The sequence below is a fragment of the Neoroseomonas lacus genome, from assembly GCF_014644535.1.
GTDB classification, from domain to species: domain Bacteria; phylum Pseudomonadota; class Alphaproteobacteria; order Acetobacterales; family Acetobacteraceae; genus Neoroseomonas; species Neoroseomonas lacus.
The window spans coordinates 53,965-67,341 of the sequence record NZ_BMKW01000010.1 but is presented as its reverse complement, the minus strand read 5'-3'; the positions used below and the strand labels follow the sequence as shown (position 1 = coordinate 67,341).

At 69.5% G+C, this 13,377-nt stretch carries 17 protein-coding genes, 1 tRNA gene and 1 pseudogene; 17 read left to right on the top strand and 2 right to left on the bottom strand.

The window, feature by feature from the left end; genetic code table 11:
* Positions 1 to 87: 87 nt before the first annotated feature.
* Complete coding sequence (locus IEY36_RS19665) at positions 88 to 738, bottom strand: hypothetical protein (protein ID WP_188969917.1); 651 nt, start codon at positions 736 to 738, stop codon at positions 88 to 90.
* Between the two features lie 181 nt (positions 739 to 919).
* Between IEY36_RS19665 and rpiB the strand changes: the two genes are divergently transcribed.
* The 9 genes from rpiB to thiL all read left to right on the top strand — a co-directional run bounded on the left by rpiB (position 920) and on the right by thiL (position 8,060).
* Positions 920 to 1,390, top strand: coding sequence for a ribose 5-phosphate isomerase B (gene rpiB / locus IEY36_RS19660; RefSeq protein ID WP_188969915.1), 471 nt, complete (start codon positions 920 to 922; stop codon positions 1,388 to 1,390).
* Positions 1,390 to 2,724, top strand: coding sequence for a serine hydroxymethyltransferase (gene glyA / locus IEY36_RS19655; RefSeq protein WP_188970331.1), 1,335 nt, complete (start codon positions 1,390 to 1,392; stop codon positions 2,722 to 2,724). Before rpiB ends, glyA begins: the two co-directional genes overlap by 1 nt.
* A 10-nt stretch (positions 2,725 to 2,734) precedes the next feature.
* The gene (gene nrdR, locus IEY36_RS19650; RefSeq protein WP_188969913.1) at positions 2,735 to 3,190 is read left to right on the top strand and encodes a transcriptional regulator NrdR; all 456 of its coding nucleotides are present in this window, start codon (positions 2,735 to 2,737) and stop codon (positions 3,188 to 3,190) included.
* An 81-nt stretch (positions 3,191 to 3,271) separates the two neighbouring features.
* Positions 3,272 to 4,378: a bifunctional diaminohydroxyphosphoribosylaminopyrimidine deaminase/5-amino-6-(5-phosphoribosylamino)uracil reductase RibD gene (ribD, locus tag IEY36_RS19645; RefSeq protein WP_188969911.1), complete on the top strand. Its 1,107-nt coding sequence runs from the start codon at positions 3,272 to 3,274 to the stop codon at positions 4,376 to 4,378.
* Positions 4,378 to 4,989, top strand: a complete 612-nt coding sequence (locus IEY36_RS19640) for a riboflavin synthase (RefSeq protein ID WP_188969909.1) — start codon at positions 4,378 to 4,380, stop codon at positions 4,987 to 4,989. Before ribD ends, IEY36_RS19640 begins: the two co-directional genes overlap by 1 nt.
* Complete coding sequence (gene ribB / locus IEY36_RS19635) at positions 4,986 to 6,122, top strand: 3,4-dihydroxy-2-butanone-4-phosphate synthase (protein ID WP_188969907.1); 1,137 nt, start codon at positions 4,986 to 4,988, stop codon at positions 6,120 to 6,122. Before IEY36_RS19640 ends, ribB begins: the two co-directional genes overlap by 4 nt.
* On the top strand, positions 6,119 to 6,604 hold the full coding sequence (ribH, locus tag IEY36_RS19630) for a 6,7-dimethyl-8-ribityllumazine synthase (RefSeq protein WP_188969905.1): 486 nt from the start codon (positions 6,119 to 6,121) through the stop codon (positions 6,602 to 6,604). Before ribB ends, ribH begins: the two co-directional genes overlap by 4 nt.
* Positions 6,601 to 7,095 carry a transcription antitermination factor NusB gene (gene nusB / locus IEY36_RS19625; protein ID WP_188969903.1) on the top strand — a complete coding sequence of 165 codons (495 nt, stop codon included), beginning with the start codon at positions 6,601 to 6,603 and terminating at the stop codon, positions 7,093 to 7,095. The genes ribH and nusB overlap by 4 nt, the downstream gene beginning before the upstream one ends.
* Entirely contained in the window at positions 7,092 to 8,060 is a 969-nt protein-coding gene (thiL, locus tag IEY36_RS19620; protein ID WP_188969901.1) for a thiamine-phosphate kinase, read from the top strand. Before nusB ends, thiL begins: the two co-directional genes overlap by 4 nt.
* Before the next feature lie 121 nt (positions 8,061 to 8,181).
* On the opposite strand, the gene IEY36_RS19615 is transcribed toward thiL, so the two are convergent.
* Positions 8,182 to 8,709 (bottom strand): outer membrane protein assembly factor BamE, encoded by a 528-nt coding sequence (locus IEY36_RS19615; RefSeq protein ID WP_188969899.1) that lies wholly within the window; start codon positions 8,707 to 8,709, stop codon positions 8,182 to 8,184.
* 68 nt (positions 8,710 to 8,777) lie between these two features.
* Here IEY36_RS19615 and IEY36_RS19610 point away from each other — a divergent pair, with 68 nt between their 5' ends.
* From IEY36_RS19610 to IEY36_RS19575, 8 genes and pseudogenes are all read left to right on the top strand, one after another.
* Positions 8,778 to 9,335, top strand: a complete 558-nt coding sequence (locus IEY36_RS19610) for a ubiquinol-cytochrome C chaperone family protein (protein ID WP_188969897.1) — start codon at positions 8,778 to 8,780, stop codon at positions 9,333 to 9,335.
* Complete coding sequence (locus tag IEY36_RS19605) at positions 9,325 to 9,837, top strand: YceD family protein (protein ID WP_188969895.1); 513 nt, start codon at positions 9,325 to 9,327, stop codon at positions 9,835 to 9,837. Before IEY36_RS19610 ends, IEY36_RS19605 begins: the two co-directional genes overlap by 11 nt.
* 102 nt (positions 9,838 to 9,939) lie before the next feature.
* The gene (gene rpmF / locus IEY36_RS19600; protein ID WP_137123705.1) at positions 9,940 to 10,140 is read left to right on the top strand and encodes a 50S ribosomal protein L32; all 201 of its coding nucleotides are present in this window, start codon (positions 9,940 to 9,942) and stop codon (positions 10,138 to 10,140) included.
* 37 nt (positions 10,141 to 10,177) lie between these two features.
* Positions 10,178 to 11,230: a phosphate acyltransferase PlsX gene (plsX, locus tag IEY36_RS19595; RefSeq protein ID WP_188969893.1), complete on the top strand. Its 1,053-nt coding sequence runs from the start codon at positions 10,178 to 10,180 to the stop codon at positions 11,228 to 11,230.
* Between the two features lie 14 nt (positions 11,231 to 11,244).
* A complete protein-coding gene (locus IEY36_RS19590) occupies positions 11,245 to 12,225 on the top strand; it encodes a beta-ketoacyl-ACP synthase III (protein WP_188969891.1) in 981 nt (326 codons plus the stop codon).
* 85 nt (positions 12,226 to 12,310) lie between these two features.
* A complete protein-coding gene (locus tag IEY36_RS19585; protein ID WP_188969889.1) occupies positions 12,311 to 12,619 on the top strand; it encodes an integration host factor subunit alpha in 309 nt (102 codons plus the stop codon).
* Positions 12,616 to 12,889: pseudogene (locus IEY36_RS31255) on the top strand (MerR family transcriptional regulator); the annotation flags it as partial. The gene IEY36_RS19585 and the pseudogene IEY36_RS31255, both read left to right, overlap by 4 nt.
* A gap of 309 nt (positions 12,890 to 13,198) precedes the next feature.
* Positions 13,199 to 13,275 (top strand) — tRNA-Pro (locus tag IEY36_RS19575).
* The last annotated feature ends 102 nt before the right edge of the window (positions 13,276 to 13,377 follow it).

The following is a 13,377-nucleotide window of genomic DNA, read 5'->3' as shown; positions in this document are numbered from 1 at the left end:
CGCCACGCGCCGCGATGCGCGCCACGGCACGACCGGCCAGCCGCGCAAGAGTTGCGTAGTTGACGCCAGTGTAGATCGAGCTTCTTGTCAAATCGTCCAGTAAAGGCGCCGCTTGTACTCAGCCGCGAGGGCCGCACGGTCGGTGCCCGGCTTCAGCTGCGCCAGAACCAGGGTGTCGACAACCTCAACCTTGTCGAACCACTCGAAGATGGTGTCGTAGGCGGGCCGCTTGGCGGATACGTCGTGGCACAGGATGCGGGCTGTTTCCTGCGTGCCGCTGTCGATGAAGCATAGGCCTGCGCGCAGCGCGCAGGCGATGCGGAAGCGGCCGTCCACCAGCACGAGGCTCGGGCTCTCACCAAGCTGTTCCCAGACCGGCCAGGGTGCCTCCGGGTAGCCGGGCCACAGCGCGATGGAGGATTTATCGACCGGGAAGCCCCATTCGCGGGTCGGCCCGATGTCGCCATGCAGGAGGCGCAGCCTGCCGGAGGCGGTGGCTTCAACGATCCTGGGATCCTGGCGAAGAGCCTCGACCCAGCCCTTATCAGACTCGATCGATACCATCCGTTCGACACCGCTGTTGAGCACGAAGCCCGTCGACCCGCCCGCTCCGTATTCGAGATAGGCATGGCACCCGTCCAGGGCCCTCCCAAACAACGCGATCTCGCCCTCGCTCATCCGCGGTGCGGAGGGGACCTCAATGACCGTGGACGCCGTCGCAGTCTTTGCCATCATCAAGCACCTTGTTCCGAGGCGCCAATTTCGCAGGATATGTCAGTCTCCACAACCTAGGGTCGTAGCCCCGTTCCGCAGTTCCGCCGAAGCGACCCCGGCGGACCACGCATGGGATCACGCCTTTCTGACCGGTTCCGCCGCGGCGTAGTTGATCTGCCGGCGAGGCCTGTGCGAACAAAGACCCATGTCGTCGTCCCCGACCAAGCCGCCCATCCCCATCGCTGCCGACCATGGCGGCCTTCCGCTCAAGCTCGCCATCAAGGCCGCGCTCGAGGCCGAAGGTCATGCCGTGCAGGATTTCGGCACCAATTCCGCCGAGTCGGTCGACTATCCGGATTTCGCCCATCTGGTCGTCGACGCCATGACGGCCGGCGGTGCCCCCTTCGGCATCCTTGTCTGCGGCACCGGCATCGGCATGGCCATCGCCGCCAACCGCCACCCCGGCATCCGCGCCGCCGTCCTGCACGACACCACCGAAGCGCGCCTGACCCGCGCCCACAACAACGCCAACATCGCCTGCTTCGGTGCGCGCACCATCGGTGTCGAAACCGCCCTCGATGCCCTGCGCGTCTTCCTCGCCACCCCCTATGAAGCTGGCCGCCACGACCGCCGTCTTGCCAAGCTCGACCGAGGAAGCGCAAAACCCGGCGCATGATGCGCCCCGCCCCCGCCCCCCTCCGCGCGCCGGACGGCCCTGCCGCCGGCACCCCCCCCGACGCCTTCTTCCGCGCCAGCCTGGCCGCCGCGGACCCGGCCATCGCCGCCGCCGTCGCGCAGGAACTGACGCGCCAGCAGGACGGCATCGAGCTGATCGCGAGCGAGAACATCGTCTCCCGCGCCGTGCTCGAGGCGCAGGGCAGCGTGCTGACCAACAAATACGCCGAGGGCTACCCCGGCCGCCGCTACTACGGCGGCTGCGAGGCGGTGGACATCGCCGAGCGCCTGGCCATCGAGCGTGCCTGCCAGCTCTTCGGCGCCGGTTTCGCCAATGTGCAGCCCCATTCTGGCGCCCAGGCCAATCAGGCCGTCTTCTTCGCCCTGATGCAGCCGGGCGACACCTTCATGGGCCTCGACCTCGCCGCCGGTGGGCACCTGACCCATGGCGCCCCGGCCAACCAGTCCGGCAAGTGGTTCAAGGTCGCGCCCTACACCGTGCGGCGCGAGGACCAGCGCATCGACATGGACGAGGTCGCGCGCATCGCTCGCGAAACGAAGCCCAAGGTCATCGTCGCCGGTGGCTCCGCCTATGCCCGCGCCTGGGACTTCGCCCGCTTCCGCGCCATCGCCGATGAGGTCGGCGCCTATTTCATGGTGGACATGGCGCATTTCGCCGGCCTCGTGGCCGGCGGCGCGCATGACAGCCCCATCCCCCACGCCCACGTCACCACCACCACCACGCACAAGACCCTGCGCGGCCCGCGCGGCGGCATGGTGCTCACCAACGACGAGGCGATCGCCAAGAAGATCAACTCGGCGGTATTCCCGGGCCTGCAGGGCGGCCCGCTGATGCATGTCATCGCCGCCAAGGCCGTGGCCTTCGGCGAGGCTCTCAAGCCCGACTTCCGCGCCTATGCCGCCGCCGTCGTGGCGAACGCCAAGGCCCTGGCCGAGGAACTCAAGGCCCAGGGCCTCGACCTGGTCACCGATGGCACCGACAACCACCTGCTGCTGGTCGACCTGCGGCCGAAGAAGCTGACCGGCAAGGTGGCCGAGGCCGCGCTCAACCGCGCCCATCTGACCTGCAACAAGAACGCCATCCCCTTCGACCCCGAGAAGCCGATGGTCACCTCTGGCGTTCGCCTTGGCACTCCCGCAGGCACCACGCGCGGCTTCGGCATCGGCGAATTCCGCGAGATCGGCAAGCTGATCGGCGAAGTGCTGGACGGCGCCGCCCGCGCCAATGACGCGGAGGCCAACGCCGCCATCGAGACCGCCGTCTCGGCCAAGGTGCTCGAGCTCTGCCGCCGCTTCCCCGTCTACCCGGGCTGAGCGGCGCATCATGAAGTGCCCCTTCTGCGGCGCCGAGGACACCCAGGTGAAGGACAGCCGCCCGGCCGAGGACGCCGCGGCGATCCGTCGCCGGCGGGCCTGCGCCGCATGCGGGGCGCGCTTCACGACGTTCGAGCGCGTGCAACTGCGCGAAATCACGGTCCTCAAGACCGATGGTCGTCGCGTCCCCTTCGACCGTGAAAAGCTCGCCCGCTCGGTGCGCGTCGCCTTGCGCAAGCGCCCGGTCGATGAGGACCGGATCGAGCGGCTGGTGAATTCCATCCAGCGCCGCCTCGAAACCGAAGGCGAGACGGAAATCCCTTCGCGTAAGATCGGCGAATTGCTGATGGAATCGCTGAAGGAGCTGGATCAGGTCGCCTATGTCCGCTTCGCCAGCGTCTATCGCAATTTCAGCGAGGCGAAGGATTTCCAGGCTTTCCTGGGCGAGCTCGGCAGCAAGGAATAGCGCGCCGCGCCGCGCGGGGGGCAGCTCCACGCTCGACGCGTCTTGCCCGGTCTTCGCGGCTGCGGGACAACCCCAGGCTTCATGTCCGATGACCTCCAGCACATGCGCGCCGCCCTGGCGCTCGCCCGCCGCGGCCTAGGCAATGCCTGGCCGAACCCGGCGGTCGGCTGCGTGCTGGTCAAGCATGGCCGCGTCATCGGTCGTGGCTGGACCCAGCCTGGCGGCCGCCCACATGCGGAGACCGAGGCGCTGCGCCGAGCCGGCTCGCAGGCGCGCGGTGCGACCGCCTATGTCACCCTGGAACCCTGCTCCCACCACGGCCGCACCCCGCCCTGCTGCGACGCGCTGACCGCCGCCGGCGTTGCCCGCGTGGTGATGGCCATGCGCGACCCCGACCCGCGGGTGAACGGCCGCGGCGTCAACCTGCTGCGCGACGCCTGCATCCTGGTCGAGGAAGGCCTGCTGGAAGCCGAGGCCCGCGCGCTGAATGCCGGCTTCTTCCGCCGCATCGAGCAGGGCCTGCCGATCGTCACGCTGAAGCTCGCCACCACCCTCGATGGCCGCATCGCCACCGCCACGGGTGAAAGCCGCTGGATCACCGGCCCAGAGGCCCGGCGTGAGGCCCACGCCATGCGGGCCCGCCACGACGCCATCCTGGTCGGTTCCGGCACCGTGCTCGCCGATGATCCGGACCTGACCTGCCGGATCCCCGGCATGGAGCGCGTCCCCATGCTGCGCGTCGTCGCCGATGCCCGGCTGCGCACCCCTCCGACCGCCCGGCTGGTCAACACCGCGCGGCTGGCGCCGACCTGCATCGTCACCGCCCCCGGCCACCCGCCCGCCGCCCAGGCACCCTTCACCTCCGCCGGCGTCGAGTTGCTGACCGTGCCACAATCCGACGCGGGGCTCGATCTGCGCACCCTGATGGCCGCCCTGGCCCGGCGCGGCGTCACGCGCGTGCTGGCCGAGGGCGGCGCCGGGCTTGCCGCCGGTCTGCTGCGCGCCGGGCTGGTCGACCGTCTCGCCTGGTTCCACGCCCCTGGCGTGATGGGCGGGGACGGCCATCCGGCAACCGAGGGCTTGCGCCTGGCCGCGCTCGCCGCCATGCCACGCTTCCGCAGGGTGGCCGTCCGGCCGCTCGGGGCGGATATGCTCACCGAATTCGAACCCATTGCGGAGGTCGGCTGATGTTCACCGGGATCGTGACGGCCCTCGGCACCGTGCGTGACGTGCAGCCGATCGGCGGCGGCCATGATCTGCGCCTGGTGATCGGCACCTCGCCGGGCTTCCTGGCCGAACCGCTGCCGGCCGCCCTCGGCGCCTCCATCGCCTGTTCCGGCGTCTGCCTGACGGTAGTGCACCTGGCCGCCGACGCCTTCTCGGTGGATTGCTCGGCCGAGACGGTCGCCAAGAGCACCGTCGGCCACTGGAAATCAGGCACGCGCATCAATCTGGAACGCGCGCTCCGCATGGGTGACGAACTCGGGGGCCATCTCGTCGCCGGCCATGTCGACGGCGTCGCGGAAGTCGTCTCGGCCACACCGGAGAATGCCTCGGTCCGCTGGCGCTTCCGCGTCCCGCCCGAAATCGCGCCCTACATCGCCCCCAAGGGCTCGGTGGCGATCGATGGCTGCTCGCTGACGGTGAACGAGGTTGACGGAGAGGTGTTCGGGGTCAACATCATCCCCCACACCACCTCGGTCACCACCTTCGGCACGCTGCAACCCTGCGACAAGGTCAACATCGAAGTGGACATGATGGCGCGCTATGTCGCGCGGCTCCGGGAGTACCAGCGTTGAGCGCGACCACCGACACCGTCCGCACCTCCTTCTCGGAGTTCCTCTCCCCCACCGAGGAACTCCTCGAGGAAGCGCGGCGCGGCCGCATGTTCATCCTGGTCGATGACGAGGACCGCGAGAACGAGGGCGACCTCGTCATCCCCGCGCAATTCGCCACGCCGGATGCGATCAACTTCATGGCCCGCTTTGCCCGTGGCCTGATCTGCCTGGCGATGACGCGCCAGCGTGTCGAACAACTCGGCCTGCCGCTGATGGCGCAGTCAAACGGCACCCGCCACGCCACCGCCTTCACCGTCTCCATCGAGGCGCGCGACGGCGTCACCACCGGCATCTCGGCCGCCGACCGCGCCCGCACCGTTGCCGTTGCCATCAATCCAGACCTTGGCCGCGACCACATCGTCACGCCGGGCCACGTCTTCCCGCTGGTGGCGCGCGAGGGCGGCACGCTGGTCCGCGCCGGCCATACCGAGGCGGCGGTCGACTTCTCGCGCCTGGCCGGCCTCAACCCGGCCGGCGTGATCTGCGAGATCATGAATGACGACGGCACCATGGCCCGCATGCCGGACCTCGTCGCCTTCGCCCAGCATCACGGCCTCAAGCTCGGCACCATCGCCGACCTGATCGGCCATCGCCGCCGCACCGAACGCCTGGTCCGCCGCGTCGAGGAAGCGATCCTGCCGCAGGCGATCGGCGGCGAATGGCGCGCCGTGGTCTATGGGAGCACCGTCACCCCCGGCGAGCACCTCGCCCTCATCAAGGGCGACGTGACGGCCGGGGAGGAACCCGTGCTGGTGCGCATGCACGCCGCCTCGCTGATCAACGACCTCGTCTCCGGGCGCACGATCGGCGAGTTGCATGGCGCGATGCGCATGATCGCCGAGGCCGGCCGCGGCGTCGTCGTCCTGCTGCGCGACTGGCGCACCGACGGCCTCTCCGACCAGATCCGCCGCGGCCGTGGCCGCGCCATCTCGCCCGAATTGCGCGACTACGGCATCGGCGCGCAGATCCTCGCCGACCTCGGCGTGTCGCGCATGATCCGCCTTTCCAACCATCCGCGGCCGATCGTCGGCCTCGAGGGCTACGGAATCGAAGATGTCGAGATCCGGCCCATCACCTCGGACACCCCCAATTGAGCACCCTTGATTCCCCCGAGCGCGGCCCGGCCACGCTTGCCGGCCCGCCGCCGCGCATCCTTGTCCTCTCCGCGCCCTATTACCGGGACGTGGTGGACGGCATGCTGCGCGGCGCGCAGCGTGTCTTCGCCGATGTCGGCGCAACGGTCGAAGTCGCCGAGGTCGCCGGTGGCTTCGAACTGCCCGCCGCCCTGGCCATGGCGATGAAGGTGCCCGGCCGCTGGGACGGCTACCTGCTGCTCGGCTGCGTCGTGAAGGGCGAGACCGACCACTACACCTTCATCTGCGACGCCATCTGCAATGGTGTGATGAACGTCGCCACCGCCTCCGCCGCCGCAATCGGCTTCGGCCTGCTGACCGTGGACAGCCTGGACCAGGCCGTCGCCCGCTCCCGTGACGACCGTATGAACAAGGGTGGTGAAGCCGCCCATGCGGTGCTTGCGCAGATCGCGCTGGTGCGCGGCTGGGGTATCGCCGGATGAGCACACCCCCCAAGCCGGCCGGGCGCCCGCGTACCGGCGCGCGCGTCGCCGCCGTGCAGGCGCTGTTCCAATCCGAGCAGTCCGGCGAGACCGCCGAGACCGTCGCCCAGCAATTCATCCGTCACCGTATCGGTGCCGGCGAGGGCGATGACGCCTTCGACGAAGGCCGCGTCCCCCTCGCGCATATCCCGCTGTTCGAGGCGATCCTGAAGGCGGCCGCCACCCGCGCCGAAGCGACCGATGCCGAGATCCGCGCCCATCTGCAGCGCGACTGGACGCTCGAACGTCTCGACCCGGTGCTGCGCGCCCTGCTGCGCGCCGCCGCCGCCGAGCTGATGTCGGGCAAGGAACCGCCGGCTCGCGTCGTGATCAACGAATACCTCGATATCGTGCGCGGCTTCCTCGATGAGGAAACATCGCGCTTCGCCAATGGCGTGCTGGACGCCATGGCCCACACGCTGCGCCCGACGGAGTTCGGGGCGGCGCGGTGAGCCTGCCGGCCGAATTCGCCCTGATTGCGCGTCACTTCCGCCCGCTGGCGGGGGAGGGGGCGCTCGACCTTGCGGATGACGCGGCGGTGCTCGACCTTCCGGCCGGGCGGCGGCTGGTGATCGCCGCCGATGCCATGGTCGAGGGTGTCCACTACCTGCCCGACGACCCGCCCGAGACGATCGGCCGCAAGCTGCTGCGGGTCAACCTGTCCGACCTCGCGGCAATGGGTGCGGCGCCGCTCGGCTACCTGATGACGACGGTGCTGTCGCGCGGCACGCCCGATGACTGGATCGCCGGTTTTGCCCGGGGCCTGGCGGAGGATCAGCGTGCCTTCGCCCTCACGGTGCTCGGCGGCGACACGGCGGCCACGCCGGGGCCGACCTGCCTCTCGCTGACCATCCTCGGCACGGTGGCGCCGGGGGCGGTGCTCACCCGTGCTGGCGCACGGCCAGGCGACGAGATCTGGGTGTCCGGTACCATCGGTGATGGTGCTCTCGGGTTGAAGGTGTTGCGCGGTGAAGTGCCGGACGACGCGTCGGGCCATCTCGCGCGCCGATACCGGTTGCCGGAGCCGCGGCTGGCGCTGGGGCAGGCGATCGCCGGCCTTGCCAGCGCCGGCATGGATGTCTCGGACGGGCTGGTGCAGGACCTCGGCCACCTGTGCCGAGCGGCCGGCTGCGCGGCCGTGATCGACGCCGTATCCGTGCCGCTGTCCGACGCGGCGCGCCACCTGGTCACGGGCGATGGCGCGCTGCTCGCCTCGGTGCTGACCGGCGGCGATGACTACGAGTTGCTGTTCGCCGCTGTACCGGATGCGGCTCCGGCCTTGCGCGCGGCGGCCTTGCGGGCGGGCACCCCCATCACGCGTATCGGACGGATGGTCGAAGGTGGGCCGGCGGTGCGGGTAATGGATGGCAAGGGGGCGCCAATCGTGCTGGCGCGTGAGGGGTGGAGCCACTTCTGACCTGCGGCACGCCTGTCATGCAGGCAATGAAGGTCGAGGGGCGCCGCCCCTCCAGCGCCCCGCCAGGAAACGAAGGCTGCTGGACCGTCCGGCGACTACCGCAAGATCGACAGCAGGCGGGTCAGTAACGCCCGCCTGTATTCGCCGGGTTGACGGTGCTCGACGCCGGATTGCCGCCACCACCCAGACCAGGTCGACCGAGGTTGCCGAACAGGGACTGCAGCAACGACCGCTCGGTGCCCGGCACCGGTGTCTCGCGCGAGACCATAGACACCGGTCGCGCATCGGAGTCGGTCAACTCCCGCACACCGCTCACCACACCCTGGTTGTTGAAGGAAATCGCCACGACACGGCGGTCCTCCACCATCAGGTAGCGGCCCGGCTGCAGACGCGTCTGCGCGCTGATATAATACCAATTGGCCTCGTCGAAGGTGCCACGGGCCGACGGCGAGCCGAGCAACGCCTCGACATCGGAGCGGGTCTGCACACCTGGCGTGATCTGAGCGAGCTTCTCGGGGTCCACCCGGTTGCCACGCTGGACCGGCGGCGGCCCAAGATGGTCCGCCACCCATCCACAACCCGAAAGGGCCAGGACGAGCAGCAGGGGGAGCAGACGCGATGCGTTGACCGAACGGGTATGACGGGCCATGTCCGCTCATCGATAGACACCTTGATGCCACCGGGTCAACCGCCACGGGGCCGGAGCCATTCCAGATCATGGGCATCCTCGCGATGTTCCGCCGCCGGCCTCATGAACGTGCCGGCTTCGAACTCTACGGCGCGGCTGTCGGCGCCGCCCGCACTCCCGCGCTGTTCATCGGCCTTGGCGTGCCTGACACGCTGGAAGGTCGCTTCGACCTGGTCAGCCTGCATGTCGGCCTGCTGATCCGCCGCCTGCGTACCGATGGTGACGCCCGCGGCGCCGCCCTCGCCCAGGCCGTGTTCGACGCCATGTTCGCGGACATGGACGTGAACCTGCGCGAGATGGGCGTCGGCGACATGTCGGTCGGCAAGCGCGTGCGCGGCATGTGGGAAGCGTTCCACGGCCGCGCCCTGGCCTATGAAACGGCACTCGAATCGGCCGACCCGGCGGCGCTGGCCGAGGCGCTGGCCCGCAACGTCTGGCGTGGGGCGCCGCCGCCCGATGGCGCGGCCGACCGGCTGGCGGGCATCGCCCGCGCCCAGGCGGCGCATCTGGCCGGGCAGGGCATCGACCAGCTGGCCGCCGGGCGCGTCGCCTTCCTGCCCGCGGAGGGGCTGGTCGATGCAGCCTGAATTCTCCCGCCCCATCGCCCTCGCGCGGATCGCCCCCCAAGGGCGCCAGGAATGGCTGCGCGCTACCCCGGCCGAATGCGCGGCGCTGGCGAAGCGCTTCGGCATCCCCGCGGTGAACCGATTCGCCGCCGATCTGCTGCTCAAGCGCGAAGGCGGCGGCGGCGTGTCGATCGAAGGCCGCATCCTCGCGGAAGTCGTGCAGGATTGCGTCGTCACCCTCGAGCCGGTCACCCAGCAGGTCGACGAGGCCGTGCATCTGCGTGTCCTCGGTCCCGGCGAGGAATATTCGGACGACCCCGAAGCCCCCGATGAGGTCGATGCTCCGGGCGGCGTGGCCGACCTGGGCGAGGCGCTGTCCGAACAGCTTGCCCTGGCGCTGGACCCCTATCCAAGGGCGCCGGGCGCCGTCCTGCCGGATGATCTGACCGCCGAACCGGATGCCGCGCCCGAGGCCCCCGTGAGCCCCTTTGCCAACCTGGCCGCGCTACGGGGGCGGAAATAGCAACCCCGAGGCCCCCCCGCGGCTTGCGTATCAAGGGGGTGGGTGCTAATGGCCCGCCCTCCCGCTATCCTGCAAGATTGTAGATGAAAGAGGCTCGGCGCCATGGCCGTCCCGAAGAAAAAGGTTTCGCCCTCCCGCCGCGGTATGCGCCGTAGCCATGAGGCGCTGAGCGCTCCGTCGTATCAGGAGTGCTCGAACTGCGGCGAGCTGAAGCGGCCGCACCACGTCTGCTCCCACTGCGGCCACTATGACGGCCGTGAAGTGGTGGCGGCCGAGCGTGTGGGCCAGACCATCCGTTCCTGACCCGCGGTGCTGACCTCGCCGCAGGGGGCAGTTGAACATGTCCCGGACTAGCCCGCCCTTCTCTCTGGCGATCGACGCCATGGGTGGCGATGCGGCGCCGGAGGTGGTGCTTGATGGCCTGGAACTGGCCGCCGAGCGGCATCCGGAGGCGCGTTTCCTCCTCGTCGGCGACGAGGCACGGGTCGGCGGTGCGCTGGCGCGCCGCAAGCGCGCCGCGCGGGCCTGTAGCCTGCGTCATGCGCCGGATTACATCCCCGGTGACATGAAGCCTACTGCCGCTCTGCGTGTGCGCGGCTCGTCGATGCGCATCGCCATCGATGCGGTCGCCCAGGGCGAGGCCTCGGGAATCGTCTCGGCCGGCAATACCGGCGCGCTGATGGCGCTGTCAAAAATCGTCATCAAGACCATGCGCGAGATCGACCGCCCGGCGCTTGCCGCCATCGGGCCCTCGGCGCGGGGCGACGTGGTGCTGCTCGACCTCGGCGCCAACATCCAGTGCGATGCTCGCAACCTGGTGGAATTCGCCGTCATGGGCGACGCCTTCGCGCGCGCAGTGCTCGGCCTCACCAACCCGTCGATCGGCCTGCTCAATGTTGGTTCCGAGGAGCTGAAGGGCGACGACCGCGTGCGCGCCGCCGCCGAGACGCTGCGCGACTCGCATATCGGCGCCAATTTCCGCGGCTTCGTCGAAGGCCACGACATCACCGCCGGCACCACGGATGTGATCGTGACGGACGGCTTCACCGGCAATGTCGCGCTCAAGACCGGCGAGGGCGCGCTCAAGCTGATGCGCGACCTGCTGCGGCAGGTCTTCACCAGCACGGTGCCCGCGCGGCTGGGGTATCTGCTCGCCCGCCCGGCGCTTGATCGGCTGCGCGAATGGATGGACCCACGCCGCTACAATGGCGCCATCCTGATCGGGCTGAACGGCGTGGTCGTGAAGTCGCATGGCGGCACCGACGCGCTCGGTTTCGCCCATGCTGTCGATGTCGCGATGGACATGGTGACGCATGGCTTCAACGAGAGTATCCGTGACGGCCTGACCCGCCTGTCCACGACCGGACCGCGAATCGCGGCCGACTCTCGCTGAGGTTGCCGCCTTCCATGGTTCTGCGTGCCATCATCGCCGGTTGCGGCGGCTATCTGCCGGCGACCCGGCTGTCCAATGACGAACTTGCGGCGCTGAAGGGGCTCGATACGTCCGACGCCTGGATCCGCGAACGCACCGGCATCGGCTACCGCCACATCGCCGCTGCTGACGAGACCGCCTCCGACATGGGCGCGGCCGCCGCGCGCCAGGCGCTCGAACGCGCCGGTGTCGATGCGTCCGAGGTGGATGCCGTCCTGGTCGCGACCTCGACGCCCGATTCGGCCTTCCCCGCCACCGCGGCGCGCGTCCAGGCCAAGCTCGGCGTCACCAAAGGCTTCGCCTTCGACCTCGCCGCCGCCTGCACCGGCTTCATCTATGGCGTCGGCATTGCCGATGCGTTCATTCGCACCGGTCAGGCGCGCTGTGTGCTGGTGATCGGCACCGAAGTCTATTCGCGCATCCTCGACTGGACCGATCGCGGCACCTGCGTGCTGTTCGGCGACGGCGCCGGCGCGATGCTGCTGCGCGCCGGGGAGGGGGAGGGCACCACCGCCGATCGCGGCGTGCTGTCCTGCCACATGCATTCCGATGGTCGCCTGGGCGACATCCTGCATATCGAGGGCGGCGCCGGCTCGACCGGCGGGACAGGCCTGCTGCGCATGGCCGGCAAGGAAGTGTTTCGCCACGCGGTCACCAAGCTCGCCGCCGTGGTGGATGAGGCACTGGCCGCCAACGGACTCGGCCATGAGGATGTGCGCTGGCTGGTGCCGCACCAGGCCAATCGCCGTATCATCGACGCCATGGGCAAGAAGCTGCACCTGCCGCCCGATCGCGTGGTCGTGACGGTCGAACGCCACGCCAATACCTCCGCCGCCTCGGTGCCGCTGGCGCTGGCCGAGGCCTGTGGCGACGGCCGCATCACGGCGGGCGACCTCGTGGTGATGGAGGCGATCGGCGGAGGCCTGACCTGGGGCGCCGCCGTGGCGCGCTTCTAATCGCGCATTTCCACGCTTCGTGGTTGACGCCTGGGACCGATACCGGTTTTCTTGCTGTTAGAACGGGTTGCGGGCGGTTTCAGGCATGAACACGGTAACGCGGGCACAACTCGCGGAAGCGATCTACGCCAATGTGGGTCTGTCACGGAACGAGAGTGCCGCGCTGCTCGAAACCGTGCTCGAACGGATCTCGGCCGCGTTGGAAGCCGGGGAGGCGGTGAAGATTTCCGCCTTCGGCACCTTCCTGGTGCGCCAGAAGGGCCAGCGCGTCGGCCGCAACCCCAAGACCGGCGTCGAAGTGCCGATCCTGCCGCGCAAGGTGCTATCCTTTCGCCCGTCCCAGGTGTTGAAGGCGCACATCAACAATGAGCCGGTGAACGAGGGCGACGAATGAGCGAAGACCTGCCCATCGAGGCCGAGGGTCGCGCCAAGCCGCGCAAGGCACCGACTGCCTTTCGCACCATCAGCGAAGTCGCCGACGACCTTCACATCCCGCAGCATGTGCTGCGTTTCTGGGAATCGAAGTTTCCGCAGCTCAAGCCGCTCAAGCGCGGTGGGGGACGGCGCTATTACCGACCCGAGGACATCGCGCTGCTGCGGCGCATCTCCGACCTGCTGTACACCCAGGGCTACACGATCAAGGGCGTGCAGCGGCTGTTGCGTGACGGCACGGATGAAGGGCCGCAGGCCCAGACCGGCGAATTGCCCTTGGGCGACCCCTTGCCGCCGCTGGCCGCCGAGGAACAGGAGACCGCCGCCCTACGCGCCGCACTGGCCGAGCTTGAGGCCATCGCAGGCGAGTTGCGCGACCTGGTGAGGTGACGACGGGGCCCTCGGCCCCTTCGCGGCGCCGGCCGAAGGCCCGGCGCATGTCCCGCGTGGCCGAATGCCGCGCACACATCCACATCGCGCATTTCTCGCCCCCCACAGGGGTGGAAACCCACCGCGCCCGGTGCTACACGGCGCGTCCGGTCGGAGCGTAGCGCAGCCTGGTAGCGCATCAGTCTGGGGGACTGGGGGTCGTGGGTTCGAATCCCGCCGCTCCGACCATTTTTCCGATGCAAACCGCCGGCTTCGGCGCGACGGCCGAAAGTCTACTTTGGCCGAAACAAGCATCTTGAACCAAACTTGAACCGCGGGGGTCGGCGTTGG